25 protein-coding genes are annotated in these 20,546 nt (G+C 38.9%); 7 read left to right on the top strand and 18 right to left on the bottom strand.

Going from position 1 to position 20,546, the window contains the following annotated elements:
• Positions 1-234: 234 nt before the first annotated feature.
• Positions 235-465: a hypothetical protein gene (locus DK880_RS04550; protein ID WP_109997600.1), complete on the bottom strand. Its 231-nt coding sequence runs from the start codon at positions 463-465 to the stop codon at positions 235-237.
• A 277-nt stretch (positions 466-742) separates the two neighbouring features.
• On the opposite strand from DK880_RS04550, the gene DK880_RS05750 reads away from it, so the two are divergent.
• From DK880_RS05750 to DK880_RS04535, 3 genes are all read left to right on the top strand, one after another.
• Positions 743-1,447 carry a hypothetical protein gene (locus DK880_RS05750; protein WP_109997599.1) on the top strand — a complete coding sequence of 235 codons (705 nt, stop codon included), beginning with the start codon at positions 743-745 and terminating at the stop codon, positions 1,445-1,447.
• Between the two features lie 73 nt (positions 1,448-1,520).
• On the top strand, positions 1,521-1,706 hold the full coding sequence (locus DK880_RS04540) for a hypothetical protein (protein ID WP_109997598.1): 186 nt from the start codon (positions 1,521-1,523) through the stop codon (positions 1,704-1,706).
• A gap of 495 nt (positions 1,707-2,201) precedes the next feature.
• Positions 2,202-2,426, top strand: coding sequence for a hypothetical protein (locus DK880_RS04535; protein WP_109997597.1), 225 nt, complete (start codon positions 2,202-2,204; stop codon positions 2,424-2,426).
• Between the two features lie 773 nt (positions 2,427-3,199).
• Here the strand turns inward: DK880_RS04535 and DK880_RS05305 are convergent.
• Complete coding sequence (locus DK880_RS05305) at positions 3,200-3,349, bottom strand: hypothetical protein (protein WP_162534220.1); 150 nt, start codon at positions 3,347-3,349, stop codon at positions 3,200-3,202.
• A 181-nt stretch (positions 3,350-3,530) separates the two neighbouring features.
• Here DK880_RS05305 and DK880_RS04525 point away from each other — a divergent pair, with 181 nt between their 5' ends.
• A complete protein-coding gene (locus DK880_RS04525) occupies positions 3,531-4,541 on the top strand; it encodes an NAD-dependent epimerase/dehydratase family protein (RefSeq protein WP_109997595.1) in 1,011 nt (336 codons plus the stop codon).
• 108 nt (positions 4,542-4,649) lie between these two features.
• On the opposite strand, the gene DK880_RS05570 is transcribed toward DK880_RS04525, so the two are convergent.
• The 3 genes from DK880_RS05570 to DK880_RS04510 form a co-directional block, all read right to left on the bottom strand.
• Positions 4,650-5,012: a magnesium chelatase domain-containing protein gene (locus tag DK880_RS05570; RefSeq protein WP_109997594.1), complete on the bottom strand. Its 363-nt coding sequence runs from the start codon at positions 5,010-5,012 to the stop codon at positions 4,650-4,652.
• Positions 4,921-5,385: a DNA repair protein RadA family protein gene (locus DK880_RS05565; protein WP_162534218.1), complete on the bottom strand. Its 465-nt coding sequence runs from the start codon at positions 5,383-5,385 to the stop codon at positions 4,921-4,923. The genes DK880_RS05570 and DK880_RS05565 overlap by 92 nt, the downstream gene beginning before the upstream one ends.
• A 180-nt stretch (positions 5,386-5,565) precedes the next feature.
• The gene (locus DK880_RS04510) at positions 5,566-5,910 is read right to left on the bottom strand and encodes a hypothetical protein (protein WP_204082259.1); all 345 of its coding nucleotides are present in this window, start codon (positions 5,908-5,910) and stop codon (positions 5,566-5,568) included.
• Positions 5,911-6,128: 218 nt separating this feature from the next.
• On the opposite strand from DK880_RS04510, the gene DK880_RS05300 reads away from it, so the two are divergent.
• Positions 6,129-6,305 carry a hypothetical protein gene (locus tag DK880_RS05300; RefSeq protein ID WP_162534216.1) on the top strand — a complete coding sequence of 59 codons (177 nt, stop codon included), beginning with the start codon at positions 6,129-6,131 and terminating at the stop codon, positions 6,303-6,305.
• 169 nt (positions 6,306-6,474) lie between these two features.
• On the opposite strand, the gene DK880_RS05295 is transcribed toward DK880_RS05300, so the two are convergent.
• Positions 6,475-6,621: a hypothetical protein gene (locus tag DK880_RS05295; RefSeq protein ID WP_162534215.1), complete on the bottom strand. Its 147-nt coding sequence runs from the start codon at positions 6,619-6,621 to the stop codon at positions 6,475-6,477.
• Between the two features lie 109 nt (positions 6,622-6,730).
• On the opposite strand from DK880_RS05295, the gene DK880_RS05290 reads away from it, so the two are divergent.
• Both DK880_RS05290 and DK880_RS04505 read left to right on the top strand, forming a co-directional pair.
• On the top strand, positions 6,731-6,907 hold the full coding sequence (locus DK880_RS05290) for a hypothetical protein (RefSeq protein WP_162534214.1): 177 nt from the start codon (positions 6,731-6,733) through the stop codon (positions 6,905-6,907).
• A 134-nt stretch (positions 6,908-7,041) separates the two neighbouring features.
• Entirely contained in the window at positions 7,042-7,200 is a 159-nt protein-coding gene (locus DK880_RS04505; RefSeq protein ID WP_109997591.1) for an NAD-dependent epimerase/dehydratase family protein, read from the top strand.
• Positions 7,201-7,241: 41 nt separating this feature from the next.
• Here DK880_RS04505 and DK880_RS04500 read toward each other — a convergent pair whose 3' ends face one another.
• The 12 genes from DK880_RS04500 to DK880_RS04445 form a co-directional block, all read right to left on the bottom strand.
• On the bottom strand, positions 7,242-8,369 hold the full coding sequence (locus tag DK880_RS04500) for a cysteine desulfurase family protein (protein ID WP_109997590.1): 1,128 nt from the start codon (positions 8,367-8,369) through the stop codon (positions 7,242-7,244).
• Positions 8,370-8,888 carry a DUF6913 domain-containing protein gene (locus DK880_RS04495; protein ID WP_162534213.1) on the bottom strand — a complete coding sequence of 173 codons (519 nt, stop codon included), beginning with the start codon at positions 8,886-8,888 and terminating at the stop codon, positions 8,370-8,372.
• 10 nt (positions 8,889-8,898) lie between these two features.
• Positions 8,899-10,926: an NAD-dependent DNA ligase LigA gene (ligA, locus tag DK880_RS04490; protein ID WP_109997588.1), complete on the bottom strand. Its 2,028-nt coding sequence runs from the start codon at positions 10,924-10,926 to the stop codon at positions 8,899-8,901.
• A gap of 58 nt (positions 10,927-10,984) precedes the next feature.
• Positions 10,985-11,725 (bottom strand): ZIP family metal transporter, encoded by a 741-nt coding sequence (locus DK880_RS04485; protein WP_109997587.1) that lies wholly within the window; start codon positions 11,723-11,725, stop codon positions 10,985-10,987.
• Between the two features lie 72 nt (positions 11,726-11,797).
• A complete protein-coding gene (rsmH, locus tag DK880_RS04480) occupies positions 11,798-12,730 on the bottom strand; it encodes a 16S rRNA (cytosine(1402)-N(4))-methyltransferase RsmH (RefSeq protein ID WP_109997586.1) in 933 nt (310 codons plus the stop codon).
• Between the two features lie 80 nt (positions 12,731-12,810).
• Positions 12,811-14,574, bottom strand: coding sequence for an ABC transporter substrate-binding protein (locus DK880_RS04475; RefSeq protein WP_109997585.1), 1,764 nt, complete (start codon positions 14,572-14,574; stop codon positions 12,811-12,813).
• Between the two features lie 278 nt (positions 14,575-14,852).
• Positions 14,853-15,338: a CvpA family protein gene (locus DK880_RS04470; RefSeq protein ID WP_109997584.1), complete on the bottom strand. Its 486-nt coding sequence runs from the start codon at positions 15,336-15,338 to the stop codon at positions 14,853-14,855.
• A 171-nt stretch (positions 15,339-15,509) separates the two neighbouring features.
• The gene (locus tag DK880_RS04465; RefSeq protein WP_162534212.1) at positions 15,510-15,812 is read right to left on the bottom strand and encodes a hypothetical protein; all 303 of its coding nucleotides are present in this window, start codon (positions 15,810-15,812) and stop codon (positions 15,510-15,512) included.
• A gap of 454 nt (positions 15,813-16,266) precedes the next feature.
• Complete coding sequence (locus tag DK880_RS04460; protein ID WP_109997582.1) at positions 16,267-17,577, bottom strand: hypothetical protein; 1,311 nt, start codon at positions 17,575-17,577, stop codon at positions 16,267-16,269.
• Positions 17,578-17,848: 271 nt separating this feature from the next.
• The gene (gene truB / locus DK880_RS04455) at positions 17,849-18,520 is read right to left on the bottom strand and encodes a tRNA pseudouridine(55) synthase TruB (RefSeq protein ID WP_239302522.1); all 672 of its coding nucleotides are present in this window, start codon (positions 18,518-18,520) and stop codon (positions 17,849-17,851) included.
• A 199-nt stretch (positions 18,521-18,719) separates the two neighbouring features.
• A complete protein-coding gene (locus tag DK880_RS04450) occupies positions 18,720-19,904 on the bottom strand; it encodes a DEAD/DEAH box helicase (protein ID WP_109997581.1) in 1,185 nt (394 codons plus the stop codon).
• Positions 19,905-19,927: 23 nt separating this feature from the next.
• Positions 19,928-20,125 carry a hypothetical protein gene (locus tag DK880_RS04445; protein ID WP_109997580.1) on the bottom strand — a complete coding sequence of 66 codons (198 nt, stop codon included), beginning with the start codon at positions 20,123-20,125 and terminating at the stop codon, positions 19,928-19,930.
• Positions 20,126-20,546 lie beyond the last annotated feature (421 nt).

Here is a 20,546-nt window from a genome sequence, read left to right as displayed (position 1 = left end):
TATCAACAGGCATAGATATGCTTAAGCATATGAAAAATGCACACTTAAAAAAGGTATTGCCCCTTTATTATTTGTTTCTACAATAATAGTGGCATGGGACCTGTAATGCGCAATCCAATAGTAGCAGCAATAAAATAGAATCAGCAGCACAAGGAGGAACAGCAGAAAGCAATAGCCTAAAAGTCCTTACGATTCCAGAACAAAGGGCAGCAGCTCTGCAACAGCTGCAAACGCTTACGCCAGAACAGCAGACCCCTCTTCCGTTCCTCTTGCTGCAGCAGCAAGATCCACCACAATAGAAAGATAAGCGTTACAGTTGTATGAAAGCAGTATTAGGGTCGCTTTCATCACAAGCAATAAGTGATCTGCTCGAACTGTTGCTTCAACAGATAACGCAAACAGCACAATAGCTGAATGACCTGCAGCTACAGCCGAAACCGTAGGAAATGGCTGCAATAATAGCAAATAACAGCAACAGCTGGAGAAATAGCAATAGCAAACGATGGACCCTTCCAGGATGTTTCCCCATGATCTAAACGTTTGTTATTGCTCCTATTGCTGGCATTATTAGACTGGGTTCCTACTGGCATTAATTTATTTGGCGTATGCTAAATAAATTTCTAACTTAATATTAGTAATAGCGGTCATTCCTCTTCCAACTATTCCCAAATAAAGGAAGTTCATAAGTATACATCTTGTACATCCATAATAATAAATATAATTAATTAATATATTCAAGCATATGCCATTACATTTACAAAAAAATACTGCCCCTTTGTTGTTTCTTTCTTCTATACTAATGCTAATAGGGAGCTGCGGGAGGGGGCCCACTACCAGTATAAATAATAGAATCAATTACAGTGCATTAGAAGCAGTAAGTAAATCAGAAGCCACAACAATAAGCACAGTATCAGCTAGCAACCAACAGCAGCACTATGCTTACGGCTTCGAACTACTGCAATACTATTACCTACAACAGCAACACTTCCAGCCACAACAGCAACACTTCCAGCCACAGCAGCAACATTTCCAGCCACAACAGCAACACTTCCAGCCACAACAGCAACATTTCCAGCCACAACAGCAACACTTCCAGCCACAACAGCAACACTTCCAGCCACAGCAGCAACATTTCCAGCCACAACAGCAACACTTCCAGCCACAACAGCAACATTTCCAGCCGCAACAGTGGAATCAACTGCAATATTTAGAAATAGTAAAAAGAAGAGCAGAAGAAGCAAAAAAGGAAGCATATGAAGAACTTATCCTGTTAGAACAAACAAAGATACATTTTCGTGTTTATGCTATATCTCTGGCAAAAGAAGTATACAACAGAGAGCAAAAAGCAAAAAGGCAAGCAATAACAGCAATAAAAAGTGAAAAAATAGCAGAAAAACTACAAGAGCAATTAAAAGCAGGAAGCATAATAGCAAGAAGTGAAAAATAGCAGAAAAGTTACCTATAAAAAGGAATTGTATTTCCGTTGCTTGCCCAAGGGAAATACATGGTTTTAGCTTTAAATGCAAATTTTTATAACAGGCATCGCTGGGTTTTTAGGGAGTCATCTAGCAGAAAGGATGCTCCACTTGGAAAACGAAGCAATGGATATGAAAGACAGCCCAATGTGGTTTCCTATAATACCAGGGGCCATATGTCTCAACCGAACTTTTCAAGGGTACAGCAAATCAGCTTCTTTTGGCAAATAAAGTAGCAACACTTCCTTCACTACTTAAGCTTACATCTGTAAGATAGAATGCATAAACAACTGCCTTGCACTGGACAGTAGCAGAAAGCCAAAGCTGGCAAAAAATGTATTAATTCCCTTTTTTATATAAGTACCCCCAAAGCCAAAATAAAACAAGGGAGAATTAGAGCCTCAATCCAATCATTTTACCAAGAAAACAGCCTCCTCATTAATGTTTGCATTATTGTGTATATAGCCTACAAACCCAAACATTAAAACAAACCATTATAGTGTAATCAGCACGCTGATCTTTTGATCTCATTAAGGAAATTACGCTAAGCAATAGCGTACACTACATAAAAAATAGTATAACCTTATTTAGATATATTAAATAAATTTATAACTTGGCATAGCTAGAAGGCATTTGTCCTACAAAAGCCTCTACAGGGTCTCTCCTAAGAACAGTTGGGGGAAGCGTACGTTGTAAATCATTGTAAAATGATAAACAGCTAGAGCTATGTTTAAATGTACAAAAAATACACACTTAAAAAAAGGATTGCCCCTTTATTGTTTTTTTTCTACGCTAATCCTAGCAGGAGATTGTGACAAAAAATACAGCCCCGGAAGTAAAGTAGCACCAACAAAACCAGGACCAGCACCAGGACCAGGAAAAGCAAATCAAACACCGCCACCACCAAAAACTACACCAGCAGGAGGAGGCAGCACCAGCACCACAATATGATACAAAAAATATGCAATTGATACCGTATACAGGAAATAATATTCTTAAGCAATTAAGCGCGTATCACATAGTACATTGGGGATAACGGGAATAATATTAGACCAAAAATTACTCGAGCAATTCAACAAGGAGCAAGAACAATTCCTTTTGAAAACAGCAACAATTAAAGCAGGAGGAGGAGCAGCAGCAGAATAATAATGAAGAATGTCTTAAGGCTCTAAGGGAAGAGAGCTTACCTTTAATAGCTTTCTTTAATAAGAAAGTAATTGATTATGTTATGTCTAATGGGAAAATTTGCAAATAATAATAGAAGGCTTTTTATTATATTATATGTTGAAGATTGGAAAAAACAAGGATTACAATCGCAGTAAATATTAACATCCATATACTCAATTTATTCAAGTCCCCAACGGATGTGTCTAAACTATCCGCTGGGGAACAACATGGACTGCTTTGTCCCTTATTTCCCTCCAATAAAAAATGTACTATAGAAAAAACCAGTATAGCGCACCAGCTTTTCAGCCTTAATCTTCTAAAAAAAATCACAATAGATAAATCTAATGCCATGCTGCACCATGGCATTAATCTACTTGACATATACCAAATAAATCCCTATTCTACAACAGAAATAGAGATTGTGCCTCCTACAAATCCTCCCAAATTAAGAAGTCCATAAATTATAAATCTCCATAACAATAACAAGTAAATGCATTCAAATATTATGCCATCCATTTAAAAAAATGGATCCAGTAGCAGCAACAGTAGGAACAAGATTAGCCAGCACCAACCGCAACAACAGTACCAACTGCAGTACTATTACCAGCCACAGCAACAGTACCCGCCGCAGTAGTGGAATCAGCTACAATATTTAGAAATAGCAACAATAAAGGCGAAAGAAAAAAGACAAGAAGCAAATAAAGCATTTAGAGAATTAGAATATCAAAGGATATCTTTTTATATTTATGCTGTATATATGGAAAAAGAATTAGACAAGAAGCAGAAAAAAAGCAGCAATAGCATAAAAATAACAGAAAAACTAAAAGAACTATATATAAAAAATCATTTCCATTGCGTACCCAATGGGAAACATGATTTTAGCTTAAAATGAAGATTTTTATAACAGGAATTGCGGGATTTTTAGGAAGTCATCTAGCAGAAAGAATGCTCCACTTGGGACACGAAGTAGTTGGCGTAGATAATTTAGAGGGTGGTAACAGGGAAAATATACCGAAAGGTGTATGTTTTTTCGAAGCAGATTGTGGGGATCTAAATAAAATGGTGCAATATATGCGGGGTTGCACAGCGGTATACCATGCTGCGGCTACTGCCTACGATGGGTTATCGCTATTTGCACCTACATATGTTTCTCGTAATACTTTTCAAATTAGCATAAGTGTTATTACAGCTGCTATAGAAAATAGGATTCAACGCTTTGTCTACTGCTCTAGCATGGCTAGATATGGAAACCTCAAAGAAGTACCTTTCCGAGAGGATATGGTATGCCAACCTGAAAATCCATATGGAATAGCCAAATTAGCAGCTGAGGAGGTGCTGAAAGGATTGGCAAAAGTCCATGGGATGGAATACGTCATCTTAATCCCGCACAATATCATTGGACCGAAGCAATGCTATGAAGATCCTTACAGAAATGTAGCAGCTATAATGATTAACAGGCTCTTACAGGGTAAGCAACCCATCATATATGGTGATGGGAACCAAAAAAGGTGTTTTAGCTTTATAGATGATGTGGTACACTGCTTCGAAAAAGCACTTTTAACTCCTGGCTTACACGGTGAAATTATTAATGTTGGTCCAGACGAATCAGAAGCATTTATTACCATAAATCATTTAGCCAAAATGATTGGCAAGCTTATGCAGGTAAATTGTAAGCCTATCTATGTAAACAATAGACCATTAGAAGTACGATATGCCACTTGTTCCGCCGAAAAAGCTAGAAAACTATTGGGCTACCGCACTCAAACAACACTGGAGGAAGGCTTACAAAGTATGATTACCTATATTAAAAACAAAGAACCCAGACCTTTTATTTACAATAGGCCTCTTGAAATACACAACGCTTTAACCCCTACTACTTGGTCCGAAAAGCTTATTTAATACTTTTACAAGGCAAGGTACCGCACAATACTTCAACGGTCTTTGCAATCTCCTCATGGGTAGTATACTTGCTAAAAGAAAAACGTATTGCCTATATAACCCACTATGCTAATGTAGCAAATAGGTTATAAGTTCTTTTAATGTCTGGACGTAATGAACTTTTACGCCAAAGGATCTGGCAATCGATTGATTTTGGGGAGCTACGAAAACTTCCTTAAATCCCAATCGTTCAGCTTCTGCTATCCTTTGTTCCACACGTAAAACTTTTCTGAGCGTACCACTTAACCCTACCTCTCCTATAAAACATTGGTCATGTACAATAGCATTATCCTTCAGTGATCCAACTATCGCCATGCAAACGGCTAAATCCAAGGCAGGGTCATCTACCTTTAACCCACCTGTAATATTTACAAAAACATTTCGATCCTGTAAACGCAAACCTGCTCGCTTCTCTAATACAGCCAGTAGCATAGTAAGCCGTCTGGGATCGCTTCCTAAGCGAATTTTCCTGCAGTAAGAAACAATTTTGAGCAGCCAATGCCAAGCGTGCAGCACGTATCTTAATTTGAGCTACCGTTTCTTCCCCAGAAGCATACAAAACCTTACAGGATTCTAATTGCAAAGCCATTTGAAGTAAAAGCGTGGATTTCTCAATACCTGGCTCCCCACCTAATAATACCAAAGAACTTGGTACAATTCCACCTCCCAATACCCTATTTAATTCTATATCTTGCGTACATAAAAGAGCAAGAGGAACTGTAGCAACGTCATCTATCTTTATAGGCTGGTTGTTAGGAAGAGACAATGCATTGTTAGCTAGACCGGACCACCACAATTTGCACAAACAAAAGGCATAATCCTTTAAAAAGAATAACCATAAAGTAAAAGTTAGCAAAGAAAGCGACAAGATTTTTTTCGCTTACTGGGACTATATCCATAACAGCCTGCTCTATTTAACAGCTTCTATCCATTGTACATTTAAAACGGAATAAGCGACTATGTACCGTTACATACCATACAAACCCTAGTTAGCAGGAACAGCAGGAACAGCAGGAACAAAAGCAATAATAGAAGCAATAGGAGAAACAGCAGAAACAGCAGAAACAGAAACAGAAACAGCAGAAACAGCAGAAACAGAAACAGAAACAGCAGGAGCAGAAACAGCAGAAACAGAAACAGAAACAGAAACAGCAGGAGCAGCAGAAACAGAAACAGCAGAAACAGCAGAAACAGAAACAGAAACAGCAGAAACAGAAACAGAAACAGCAGGAGCAGCAGAAACAGAAACAGCAGAAGCAGAAGCAGCAGAAGCAGAAACAGCAGGAGGAGGAAATCCAATAGAAACACTATAATCTTGGTGTAACACCATGCTCAGAAACATCAGAATCTTTGTATAACATTATGCTCAATAGTATGAATCCACTCGCGTAGCGTGATTAGTCATAAAACGAAAATAGCAGGAACAATGGAGAGGATGGAAGTAAAGAGGGAGATAGACTCCCTAAAAAATAGAGGAAGGTTATAATTTATAAATCCTTGTAGCAATTAAATGCTTAAAGCATATGCGATCACCTTTACAAAACCATTATGTCCTTGTTACTGCTTTCTACCATAGTGCTAGCAGGGAATTATAGCAAAGCGTCCATTCCTGACAGGAATACAACAGAGCAAGCAAAACAACAAGTCCAATCAGCAGAAACAGTAAAAGAAAATAACTGTGCGGTATGCCTTGAACAAATGAACGCTAAAAAAGCAAAACCCTGAAATCCAGGGTATGTTTACCGAAACAGGGAAAGCAGTGTAGGCATGCTTTTTATTTGGATTGTCTGCAAGAAATATTAATGAAAAATTTTACTGATTTTAGCTACCCTATGTGCAGAAACTCCTGTCCTCAATGGTAATAAGCAATATATATCTGATGCATATAAACAGATTAATCTGTGTGGAGCAGCAACTTAGTACAATCCGTTGCTAACATGGTTGCAGCAAGAAGCAATAAAAGCACAATGCCCTGCTTTCTATTTTTATTTAGCATACGCTTAATCTGGTTCATATACCCATAGAATTTATAATGTATCATAAGTTTTTTCATCTTTAAACGATTATTACATAACTATACTAACTTTCCGAGGTTATAAAAAACAAACTAAAATAAAAACTTTAAATACTTTAGGGAAAATACTAAAAATATGCATTGCTATCTACCTGGGGTTAAAGTTAAAGCAGCTACGGATCATAAGGTAGTATCCACTTCCCCTAGCAAAGGAAGTTCACGAAGAGCAGAAGAAGCAAGAATGGCAAAAGAATTATACAACAGAGAGCAAAAAGCAACAAGGAAAGCAGTAACAGCAATAGTGAAAAAATAGCAGAAAAACTACAAGGGCAATTAAAGAGCAGGAAGGCATAGCAGCAAGAAGTGAAAAATAGCAGAAAAGCTACCTATAAAAAGGAGTTTTATTTCCGTTGCCTTCCCAAGGGGAAAACATGGTTTTAGCTTTAAATGAAAATTTTTATAACAGGCATCGCTGGGTTTTTAGGGACTCATCTAGCAGAAAGGATGCTTCACCTGGGACATGAAGTAGTTGGTGTAGATAATTTAGAGGGAGGCAGAAGGGAGCATATAGCGGAAGGGGTATGTTTTTACGAAGCAGGCAGCTGAAGAAGTCTACTACTTGGTCCGAAAAGCTTATTTAATACTTTTTACAAGGCAAGGTGCCGCAATACTTCAACGGTCTTTGCAATCTCTTCATGGGTCGTATACTTGCTGAAGGAAAAGCGTATTGCCTGATTGTGTTCCCCCTGTAATGCGGCTATAACGGGTGAAGCAATCGCACTACCACTACTACAAGCACTCCCCTCGGCAGCGGCTATGCCATGAATCGCTAAGTTATGGATTAGCATATCATTATCTTCTCTACCTGGTAGCGTAATACTCAATAGAGCAGGGTTACTTCTGGTTAAATCCGAACTATGGCCATTAAAAATCACATTAGGTAAACAGGCTTTCAGTAAAGCTATCATATATTGCTTAATAGACAAAAGATAGGCTACAGTTTTTGTTCTATCCCTATACGCAATTTCTAATGCCTGGGCTAGACCTACAATATAGGCTACATTTTCCGTTCCACCACGCCTATTCAATTCTTGACTGCCGCCATAGATGAGCGGATCAACCGATAGGGAAGCCTCTATATAAGCAAACCCAATACCTTTAGGGGCATGTATTTTATGCCCGGATCCAACTGCAAGCTGAATAGGTAAAGCAGAAAAATCATGGCTAAAACAATACATACCTTGTACCATGTCTGAATGAAAATAGGCACCATACTGCCTGCAAAGTAGCCCTATGCGCTCTATATCTGTTACATTACCAATCTCATGGTTGACATGCATGAAGCTTACCAGCGCATTCGAATGACGTTTCAACCACTTCTCTATCGCATCAAACGCTAACGTTCCTTTTCCATCAACAGGTAAATAGGTCACGCTAAGCTTCCCCTGCTTTGCTAGCTGCACCAAAGGCATACGCACAGAAAGATGCTCCAACTCAGAAGTTAAAACATACTTAATCTGTTTGGCTTCTACGATACCTCTTAACAACATGTTGTTCCCCTCCGTGCCACCAGAGGTAAAAACCAATTCAGCCGGCGCTATATTCAATAGCTGGGCTATTTTTTTTCGTGCTTTCTCTACTGCAGATTTAGCCTGACAACCATAACGATGTATAGAAGAGGGATTACCACAAAGCTGCGTTAGATACGGCAACATAGCAGTCAATACAGCTGGATCTATTAGCGTAGTAGCCGCATTATCTAAATAAATAGCCATCTAGTTCTCCATACAACCTGTGTAATGCAGCATTTGGCTGGCTAAACGCTTGATATTGTCTATTGGGTTGGTTTGCTTAACCTTGACCATGACTTCAAAGAGATGCTTACGGCTAGAATCAAAATGACCAACACGACATTTAGCCTGATTATTTGCTACAATATAATCCAATAAAGCATTTGCATCCATATCTACATGAAACAAATAATCAAAAGGCATTTTAATAAAAGTGCGCACAAGCTCATTGCTTACTTTCCCAAAAACTGTAAACGCCTCATGCCCAAAAGTATAACGCAAACTACCGCTACTGGGATGCATCCGCTCTTGCTCTGTAATATAGCAAAGTACACTGACTTTTTTATCTAAATTTTTTAAATCTCGAACAAAACGTTGTACCATATCATGCTTAGCAGCTGTTTGATAGCTATACAGTACGCCTATGGTTGCTGCTTTAGATAAACCTACGTTGCTTCTTTCCCTAACTACGCGTTTTAGAGAGAGCCTCGTAACCCATTGCAAAACTATAAACTTAAATGCAAGATAAAGACTCATAACGAATTAAATTCATAAAATCCTGCTCCCCTAAAATAGGGATAGCTAACGCTTTTGCTTTGGCTAATTTTGCTGGGCCAGCCTTTTGTCCTGCTATTACATAATCTACTTTAGCAGAAATAGAAGTTACCAAAGTAGCACCTGCTTGTTCGATACAATACATCAATGCTTCCCGTGTAAAATAGTGGAACGTACCTGAAATGACAATTTTCTTTGCTGATAGCGGGAGCTCTGCTATAGCTTGTTGTTGTAAAGAAAATTGCAAACCTGCTGATTGTAAATCAGCTAGTAATGCTTGTTGATCGGGATCCTGAAAGTAGGCTACTATATGTTGCGCAATAGTTGCTCCAATGGTTGGTATCGCTAGCAGTTCTGATAGGGGAGCTTGCTGCAAACGCTCCATGCACGCAAAATGAAGGGCTAATGTCTTAGCTAGGGTATCTCCCACATGCTTAATACCTAATGCAAACAATACCCTATCAAAGGGTCTTGCTTTGGAAGATTGAATGTTAGCTAAAAGTTTACGTGCAGATAGCGCTTGAAAACCTGCTAACTGGATAACATCTTCATAACGCAACTTATAAAGATCTGCTGCTGTTTGCACTAGCTTGGCCTCCCATAATGCATCAATTGTTTTAGGTCCTATGGCATCAATCGCCATTGCTCTGCGCTGCACAAAATGCAATAGGAGACCTTTCAGCTGAGGCAAACAGCGCTGCTTATTGGGACAATAATAAATGGCTTCTCCTGCTGCTCGATAGAGCGGCGTGGCACACGCAGGACAGGATTGAGGAAATAGGATAGGTTGCTGTGCTGCCTTGCGATGCGCAAGATTTATCCCTACGATTTTAGGAATAATATCGCCCCCTTTCTCAATTAAAATGGTATCCCCTACGTGGAATGCCCTTCTAGCAAGCTCCTCTGCATTGTATAAGGAAGCTCGACTTACATAGGTCCCTGCCAATACAACAGGTTTAAAATGGGCCACAGGCGTAACTACCCCACTCCTACCTACTTGAAAAGTAATATTTTCCAGGGTAGAATGAGCCGTTTCTGGTTGATATTTATAAGCAATAGCCCAACGGGGTGCTTTGGCGGTAGCACCTAGCAATTGTTGTTGATCGAACTCATTAACCTTAATAACAATACCATCTATGCCAACAGGTAACTCATTTTTGTGTTCAGCCCAATAATGGATATAGGTCATTATAGCTGATACATCTTTGCATACTTTATAAATAGGAAGTGTAGAGAAACCCCACTTGGCAAGCCATGCAAGGGCTTCCTGATGGGTAGCAAGGAATGGTTTAGGTGTATATAAACTATAACCATAAAATGCCAATTGACGTCCCTCCACTAGATCTATATCTAAAGCATTGAGCGTACCCGCCGTAATGTTTCGAGGATTCGCCCATAATGGTTTGCCTTCTTTTTTTCGCTTATCATTGAAGGCTTTAAAGGAAGCTTTGGACATAAATGCTTCCCCACGTACTTCAAATGAAGCAAGGGGAGCATCCTCAATTACAGTAGGTAGCTGCATACATTGGAGTGCACGCTGGGTAATATCATCGCCTGCGGTGCCATCCCCCCGTGTGACTATAGCTACCAACTTACCGCTTTCATACCGTATGCACAATGCTACACCATCTATTTTGGGTTCACATACAAAACTTATAGATAAGTCTGGTGCTATTTTTTTTACCCTTGCAACAAATTGAACGATTTCCGCTTCTGAGTAAGTTTTAGCTAGGGAAAGCATGGGAAGTGGATGGTGCACCAATGGAGATCGATAGGAAGGCTTTTCGCCAATTGTTTCTGTTGGAGAATTCGGTTCTTTAAAATGAGGGTAAGTCTTCTCCAGTTGTACTAACCTCTCTACCAATTGATCATAAGCATAATCTGAAATCTCAGCTGCATTTTTCTGAAAATAACAAAAATTATGGTGCCTAATCAAATCGGTTAAAGCTTTAATTTCATTAATGATTGCTTTATCAGATGCCTGCATAGGTACGCTACTTCTATTACTAAAATTGCTGCGCTTTATACCACAAAGATATAATCTGCTATCCTAAAAATTCTATATAAGCAGCCAAGCTAGCGCCTAGTAAGCTAACCCAAAAAGTAAACCGGTTGAAACGATGACCTGGATTTGCCTCGAAAAGTATAGTAGCAGCAATATACAGAAAGTTACCTGTTACAATAGCCAATAGCAGTGTACTAACATACCCAGAAAGGTAATGCTTTACATAATTACTTATCCACAATCCTAAAGGGGAAGCTAAGGAGAATAAAACCAAATAAAGCAAATGGGAACCTCTGCTTAAGGAAAAGCTGCGCAATACACCTACAAAGGCAAAGGCCTCCAAGGCTTTATGTAACAGCATGCCTGCTACAAGACTCATCTGACGGGTCGCATAATGGCACCAATGACCATGCACCAAAACAGCACCATCTAAGAGCGCATGCAATGTTATACAAACCAAAAAAGGAAGCACTTTATGTTGATGTATGGTATCATGCTTTGCATCAGAGGCCATGGTGTGGCCATGCTCTACACCTCCGCTAAATAGTTCAATAATGCGTTGCAAGAAAAACCCCATTAGCATATAGCTACCTATATGCAATGGCTCTATTTCAGAAGCAAACAGTTCTGGTAAGAGATGCAACAGCGTAACAGCCAATAGATATCCTCCTGAAAAAGCTAATAAAAACGGTAAAACGCTAGCTGGAATAGTGGATTGCATAGCAACTGCTAAACCACCCAATAAGGCAGCAAAAAAAAGCATCCAAAATAGTATAACCATACTTACCTTAACATGTGCCCTGAACTATATGCGTATAAAGATACAAAAATCAAACTTTTCTAAACTACTTTTTTACGGGTTTTGCGGAATCCGTACACCTATGCGTAACCGTGCGCTGCGTGCACGTCTATTTCTATTGATTTCTTCCTGAGAAGGGGTTATAGGTTTGCGTTGCAAGGGTACAAAAGGACGCAAAAGATTGCCGTAAGCATCTTTTTCGACATTGCCCGAACAGTTTCCTGTATATAAAAAATTTTTAATCAAGCGATCTTCTAGCGAATGGTAAGCAATAAAGGCAATTCGACCACCCGGCTTAATAAGATCCACACATTGCTTTAATAGGCATTCCAGCTCAACTAATTCATTATTTACCTCTATACGGAATGCTTGAAATACTTTCGCAAAATATTGGTCAACACGCCACCTAGGTGCAAAGGGTTCGACTACTGTTCTCAACTGATAGGTAGTTAGCATGGCTGTTTTCTTACGGGCTTTGACAATGGCATCCGCAATAGCAGCGGGCCGATCGACTTCTCCATACAGGCGTAACAATTGTGTTAGTTGTGCTTCTGTATAATGCTGCACAATGTGCTGTGCTGTATGGGGGGAGGTTTGATCCATACGCATATCTAAATTACCATCCCAACGTGTAGCAAAGCCACGCGCTGGCGTATCTATCTGGTGCGCAGAAGTGCCTAAATCTGCTACCAATCCATCTAAGATGGTAATACCATAAAAACTTAGAAATTCCTTTATAAAGCTAAAAGGGGCTCTTATAAAGGTACAAGTAGTATTTGTATAGCTACGGGCTATTTGAGCGGCTGCTCTATCCCTATCAAAGGCAAATAAATGACCTGTAACAAGAGAAGCCATTATGCCCCTTGCATGCCCCCCTCCCCCAAAAGTGCTATCCACATAGTAGCCTGTTGGGGTAATCGCTAATCCCTGTATTACCTCATCTAGCATTACAGGTAAATGATAACCATTTATAAGAGAAGTAGACATGCTCAATATACTACCATTATATCATCCTTATACTGCCCGTATTTCCCCATGCAGTAGCTTATTAGTTGCCTGTACATAATTTAGGGTGTTTCTGCCACTGTGAACGTATTTCCACTAAAATGTAATACCGTAATATGCTGATTCGCATGGTATTTTCCATAATTTATTTTCTGAAGCAGGGTTCCGTCATAGGGTTTATTTTCCCACTCCTTCTGAAAGTAAGTACCATATGTTGCTAGCATACGTCCAAAAAATAGCATCATTTCATAACCGATATAACTGTATAATGTGGGAAAAGTAGCCGTCCTTTGGAAAAACTTATTGCGAAAATCTGTTACTTCAGCTCTACTAAAATCTATGTAACAACCAGATAAAAATAAAAAAGGCAATTTTCTTAGCTGATGTAGCGTTACTATTTCATCTTTGATCCACTGCTCATGCCCTATAATCTGTGGGCGTGTACCTAATTTAAAAGGCAAATTTATTACATTGGAAACCAATAATTTATCTTTAGATGGGATATAAATATGGGTAATTTTTGCTAAGTCTTCTTTTGTTATTTTACTATCATTATTATTATCTGAATCTTCTTTTTCTATTTCTTGATCGGGTTTATTGAGCTGCGCAAAAAAATCTTTTATTGCATTATCGGATAATTCTATAAACCAATCCAATGGTCTCCTTAGTGTTTGCTCTACCCAATATTTGTATCGTGTTGCTTGCAACACATCTTCTCGTGCATGGGTATAAAAAACAGCTATACAAGGTTCTGCTACCGACTTGTTTTGGATAGCACTTAGCGTAAGCTGAGCTGCCTTTTGGGCATAGGTCTCCAGCATAGGTTGAAAAAGAAAAGCAAAGGGATTTCCCTGGATGATGGCAGCATTACTGGAAATAGGATTCACAAAATTAATCTTATGCTGCTTTGCAAAGGAAGCTACCAAAGAAATGGGATCTGAATAGAAGGGACCTATGATGAGATCCATATAAGGTAGCTCTTTCTGTGTAAGCAATGCTTGTGTAATAGAGGTATCCCCTTTAGTATCAAAAACAAAAAGCTGTAAGGCAATGCCTTCTTTTGCTAATGCTTCTCTAGCCAGCTGTATACCTTGATAAAGAGGCAGCACCAATGAAGACAAACTCGTACTAGACTCATAATCAATCTCATCTACAAAAAACGGAAAAAAGATCGCTACACGGTAACAGGCTTTTCGATTGGATACCAGACGATATAAAGGATCATAGGTATAGGTATAATCTCCTAGATTATATTGTTGTTTGATTTGATTAAGTAGTGTAAAGTCCTGTGTTATATAGGCCTGATAAGCTGCTTTTTTATATAAGAGTTTTTTTACAATAACTTCCTTATCAAACGTTTCCGCTAGCTGTTGTAAGCATGAAACCGCTTCTATTTGGCTAAGAAAATATTTTTTCATTTGTGCTACAGACTCAGCCATACGTTTATTTTGAATCAAGCTAAGAAAGTGTAAAGCTTCTGCGAAGTGTTTTTCTTGAAATTTACAGTGGGCTATCCAATAGTATACTTCCTCTTTTTTATCCCATAGGGGGAAATCATGGGACAGCTCATTAAAAGTTTGGGCAGCTAATGGTTTGTCGCCCTCATGGTAAGCAGTCAGCGCATAGTAAAAATGAACATATGGCCTAAGTGTTTCCGGGCACTTTGCTGCCCTAAGCGCCTCTAATGCTATTTTTGCTTTTTTATAATTTCCTTCCCTATATACTGCTTTTGCCTCCGCATATTGGATTAAAAAGGGATCCTTACTGTCCTTTGTAGCTGCTTTTTCTTTTTTCCGTGCAGCAAAGAGGGGGGCTATGGTAGCCATACCTATTACCCACAAGAAAACTACAAAGGCGCATCTTCTGCTGTTCTTTAATTGGCGGCATCTACTCATCATTTATCTGCTTACTTGAAATAAGTCCTACATAAAATTCAACGATCTATGCAAAGCGTCTACTGTAATGTATCTAAACCTAAACTAACATGGATAGCGTAAATTTACAGAATCCATAACAGACACACAACAAAAAAGAGAAACATATATAAACATAAAGAGGAAGCAGCTAAAGTTGTATAGCTGTACGATTGTATGTACCTCTACTACTAGCAAGGAAGCTTCGCTTTTAAAACTTGCACCATACAGGGGATCATAGACTGTAATAAGGGCAAAAGTTTACTATTAGCCATATAAACAGGAGGCAAAGGTTTAAAACCTATATAGCTCCAAGCACATAGCAATATGCCCATACAAAAAGCTGATTTACAAAACCCAAGTAATGCACCCAACACATTATCAAAGGTACCCAAAAAAGTATAGCGTACCATACGTTTTACTAATGCTATCAACACATAAACAACCCCTCCTCCCAGCATAAGCAGGAGTATAGTTAAACAAGTAGGAAGCACTTCTGCTAAAGCAGGCAACGTGCGCAGTGCAATAGGTAACAATCCATAATACAAAGATACCCCCTGCCTTAAGCCAACTAGCAATAGCAAAAAAGAAACCAATTCTACTACAAACCCCTTTTTAAAGCCACTATAAATACCTACTATAAGTGGTATAGTCAATAGAATATCAAGGCTGTTCATGGTTATATCCTCATCGACCTATTCTTAGATACAAGAATAGGACAAAAGTTTAATACAAAAAAGCAAGCAATAAAGCGGCTGGTTTTTGAAAGATGCATCTTATATTATTATTTAATATTATAAGTCATAGAGATAACAACACGCACAAGCTTTTTAGTGGGTATATTTGTATCATTGATCGTCAAGTAAACCTTGCGTAGCATTAGACAAAGCAGCTAACGTTATATGGGCATCAGCAGCTAACTGGTCTGCTGCTTCCCTTAGCATAGAAGGCTTAATCTTATTTAATTCCGTAAAATCAAACTTTACAGGACTCCCCCAATAGTCACTCAAATGTACACCTTTGTCCATTAACTTCTTAGATTTTTGAGCAGATGACCAGATTAAGGAAACATCTGGAGCATATAGCGTTACTTTCATTTTTAATGCATATCTTAATTTTTGTGCGTTTTCTTCTCTATAGTCGCTTAGCATAGGGACTCCGTAAACAATCTGCTGATGTGTAAAACCCTGCTCAAGCAAAAAGAGGTCACACTTTCTGTTTGGGTTTTTAGCTGTGCATTCAGTTTATTCAAATCATTATCTACAGCTTCAAAATGAATAGTCCAAATCCCGAGTGGAGCATCTACCTCCCGCTCTGCTAACCCCTTCACATGAATACATTAACGTTTATCGTTGCGTACATGCACAAACGCCAAACTGAAAATAATACTGCTCAGCACGATCCCTACACTAAGCATCAAGCTTCCCTTTGCACACTTCATTTTGTTTACTTACAGCATAACTAAATTTAAATTATTGGAAACAATACATACACCCTACTTTATGCGAACTTATTAAAACAAAATTAAATAAAGCTAAAAAGTGCCACTGAAAATATAGATTACACATCCCATTACCGAACCATTACTCCAAAAACGCCTTTCTTTTAAAGAATAAACTTTATAGCACTATTGAATGCATGTTTAATAGGTTCATTTTTGAGTTTGTCTTTTTTCAATTCCTTATCCAAACTATAGCTTCCAGCGATTGCCCAATGCTTACTAAACTTATAAGTAATTTCTGGAAATACTACCGCCCACTGGCTCTTATAAGCAATAGCTGGTTTATCTTGTTTATCCTCATTTACCACAGTAAGATAAGTCACTGCTGTCTGAATGTCCCATTTAGAAGTAAGCTCCCACCCAAGTGTAGCACCTCCTCCCACTGCAGCTATTGCTTTTAATTCTTTTTTATCCTTATCAAGGTAATAGAAAGCGCACATTTCTTCCCGCTCCTTATCCTTTTGAATCGCTGCTAAGCCCGTTACATAATCACCCAACCCATACACATACACACCCTGCGCTGTAAACGTACATTTAGCTTTTTTATACTGCGCAACTAAATTACAACCCCAACTTTCTTGAAAACTATTGAGCCCTTTCTGTTTAGGGTCGCTACTACTACTATGTGTATAATTTGTTAAACGTCCTAACAAACCTAACGTCACATGAAAACAATCTGTAACAATCCCTCCTTTTAAGATTAAGGTAGGGATATCATTTTTTAACTTAAAGGAAGATTTCTTATCATCATCTAATTGAATGGCCTTTTGCTCTTCTTCCTCCTCTTTTGTATCTTCTTTTTCTTGCTGCTTAGGAAAGGTATTACTTTGTTGCTTGGGATTTATACAAAAACAACCCACCTTTACCGCAATAGGCTGCTCAATTGCCAAGCCCCATCTAAAGCAATCCAAAGCATCTTCAAACTTGAACTGTATGGTGTTACCATCTACAGAGACTGGTAAAGAAGGGTTGCCTTCCTTATGAGCAAAAAAAGTAGTACCATAACCCAAGCTATATTTTCCTAATGCTACCATTATCTCCGTGTACTTTGCTTCTTTCGTACTAAAACCAAGCTTCGTAGTTACCTGCACATTTTGGTTATTACGCAATATACCTGGGATATCTGCTTTTAAGGTTAACCCTACCTTTACCTTATTAGCAGGTTTTACACTATTCCCTTGCACGCCCATAGAAGGCTCCATAGCCACAGCACCCCGTAGCTTCAACAAAAAAGGCTCTTCTTCATTTGCTTTTTCCCCTGTTTCCTTCCCCTCAAACATAATTGACTTATCTTCTTCATTATCAAATAACTCTATATTATCTTGCTGAATTTCCTTCTGGGTTACCTTACTGTAAACAGTATAGGTAGTGCCATGCCATAGCAGCATGCCCCCTACTATAATTTTAAGTTTCATCGGTCTATTTAATTAAAGTTTATCTTTATTGTAAACACAACACTATTTTAACTTAGTTCAATTTACTAACTACACCAAGCAGCGCTATGCCATTAGGCAACGCATGTTTCGTCGTTAGCGTTTCTCTATTTAAACTAGGGAAGCTCAGGTATTATACAAAAAATTAGCTTTTAATACAATTATTTGTCCGGGTTCTATATTTATTTTTTCAAAGCAAATTAAATGTAATCAATCTTTATCCCGTTTAACAGGATAGGGCTTAGTTCACCAGCTAGCACACTTCCTCTATAGCAAAGGCATGTTTTAGATTATAAGGACCTATCTGTGTTCTACAGAGGCTATGTAAGTAGCCACCGACCCCTAATTTTTGCCCGAGGTCATGCGCAAGGCTACGCACATAGGTTCCTTTACTACAAGTCAATTCAAACGATATAACTGGTAGACGCATAGCGGTAAGTTCTAAGGAATAAATTGTAACAGAACGAGCGTTTAAGTTAACCGCTTGTCCCTGTCTAGCCATTGCATAAGCTCTTTTACCATTCAGACGGCATGCTGAGTAAGCAGGTGGTGTTTGCATTGTGGTTCCTACAAAGGAAGCAGCTGCTGCATATACCATTTCTTTTGTAATATGCGTACAATTAGTTTCACTTATAAAAGGGGTTTCTAAATCCATGGAAGGTGTAGTCTTACCCAACACTATTTGCCCTTTATAGGTTTTAGGTAATTCTTGTAAAGAACTAATTATTTTAGTTTGTTTCCCGCTACAAATCAGAAGCAACCCAGTTGCTAACGGATCTAAGGTACCCGCATGACCTATTTTTTTTACTTTAAGCGCACAGCGGAGCTTCTTAACTACATCAAAAGAAGTCCACTTAAGGGGCTTATCAATCAATAAGATAGCTCCTCTTTCCGTCTGTATAGCATTATTTAGGGCATTCTCCACAACTATATTGATCCAATTTGATCCGAGCAGCAGAGGGTAAGCGTACCATCATTAAGCTAAAAATCAAAATAGCGTTAAATGGTTAGCCACCTAGGCTGCAACAGCAGGGGGCAGCCTAGGATATATTACATGCTATGGTCGCTTAACGGCTCTCTTTACACGGTTAAGTAGATAGGGAGGAACAAGCTTGGTCTTATTTTTAGTTAGAGCAACTACGCCTTGAATTGGAATGGAATCCCAAGGGCTTCCTTTTGTTAAACCTTATGGAAGGTCCCCGTCTAAAGGCGCTTCGTTCTTCCTCTATCGGTTCATTATGAATGATATGCCAGAGTCTTTTTTCCTTAGAAGCGGCAAGCATAGAAAAAGCAAAACCTGTAGCACCTGCTCTTCCTGTTCTACCAATCCTATGGATATAATCTTCTGCCGCTTGCGGAAAATCATAATTAATGACATGTTTAATGTGATCGATATCCAATCCCCTTGCTGCTACATCAGTGGCTACAATAACGGCATAGCGTTTGTTTCTAAAATCTTCTATGACACGTTTTCGCTGCTGTTGCTTTAAGCCACCATGGATAGCACGAACGCTATAATTTGCCTGCTGCAATTTATAGCTAAGTTCATCTGCTCTTAGTTGTGTTTTAACAAAAACAATAATAGATCCTTCCCGTTTAGTTAACTGTTCCAATAAAACGGGGAATTTATCTGATTCCGACAGGTACTTATAGGATTCCTCAATGCTTTTCACATCACTATCAGCCGTTTCAATATGGACACGTACCGGTTTCCTCAAATAGGTTTTTGCCAAGCATTCAATATTCTTATCTAATGTAGCTGAAAACATTAAAGTTTGTCGTTCTATGGGCAAACGTTTAATAATTTTATCTATTTGAATAGCAAAACCCATATCTAGCATACGGTCGATTTCATCCAATACTAAGAAAGTGGTATCATGCAGTTGCAACGATCCTCTACACAAATGATCTTCTACTCGACCAGGTGTACCTACAATAATAGTAGGGCGACTACGCAAGCGCATTAACTGTTTACCAATAGGTTCACCCCCTATTAATAGTAGCGTACGTAAATGCCTAGAACCTCTAACCATAGTAGTAAACACCTCTGCTACTTGCTCTGCAAGTTCACGTGTAGGCGCTAAAACCAATGCAGCTGCAGCTGGATTTTGCATAAGCCGCGCTACCACAGGTATAGAGAAGGCAGCTGTTTTACCACTACCTGTTTTAGAAGAACCTAAAACATCTTGACCTGTTAAGGCTATGGGGATCACCTGATCTTGAATAGCAGTAGGACAGGTGTATTGCATGGTTGCCAACGCACTCAATAGCGCAGGTGGCAAGTTATATTTTTGAAAAGTATTATGCAAAATAAACTGATTAAAAATTATTATTAATAAATATAAGCCTTAGATGGAGACGTGCTTTTCTGCCCATATCCTTCCATTTTTCTAAATTTTTCCACCAAAAACTGAATGCGCCCCATTCCCACTCCCTTACACGGAATCCTTCCTTTTCTTCCCCCTTCACGCTCCCCCTCAATAGCTGCCGTTCCTTGTGTGTGTAGGTCTTCTATTGCTGCCCCCCTCACCTCACTCTCTCCTATCTTGCCTCCCTTATCTTGCTTCCCCTTATCTTGCCCCCCTTATCTTGCCCCTTATCTTGCCCCCCTTATCTTGCCTCCCTTATCTTGCCTCCCTTATCTTGCCTCCCTTATCTTGCCCCCCTTATCTTGCCCCCCTTATCTTGCCCCCCTTATCTTGCCCCTTATTTTGCCTCCAGGAAGAAATGTTGGGTCATTGTGTTTTGTGTAGCTAAAAACTAGAGGCAATTTAACAGTTTTTACACTCTTATACAAATTTTACACTTCTGTTGCAAGAGCCAACCCATCCCTTTCAACAGACATTTCCTATTTATTTAATTTTACATACACCACACTCCAAGCGTTCTCATCCCCATCTTTATCAATTGAAGAACATAGGATACCCTATAAAAGACTCGTAATGAATCAT

The organism is Candidatus Cardinium hertigii, from assembly GCF_003176915.1.
GTDB lineage: Bacteria > Bacteroidota > Bacteroidia > Cytophagales > Amoebophilaceae > Cardinium > Cardinium hertigii_A.
Note: the sequence above shows the minus strand (reverse complement) of the source record. Positions and strands in the feature narration are given on the sequence as shown.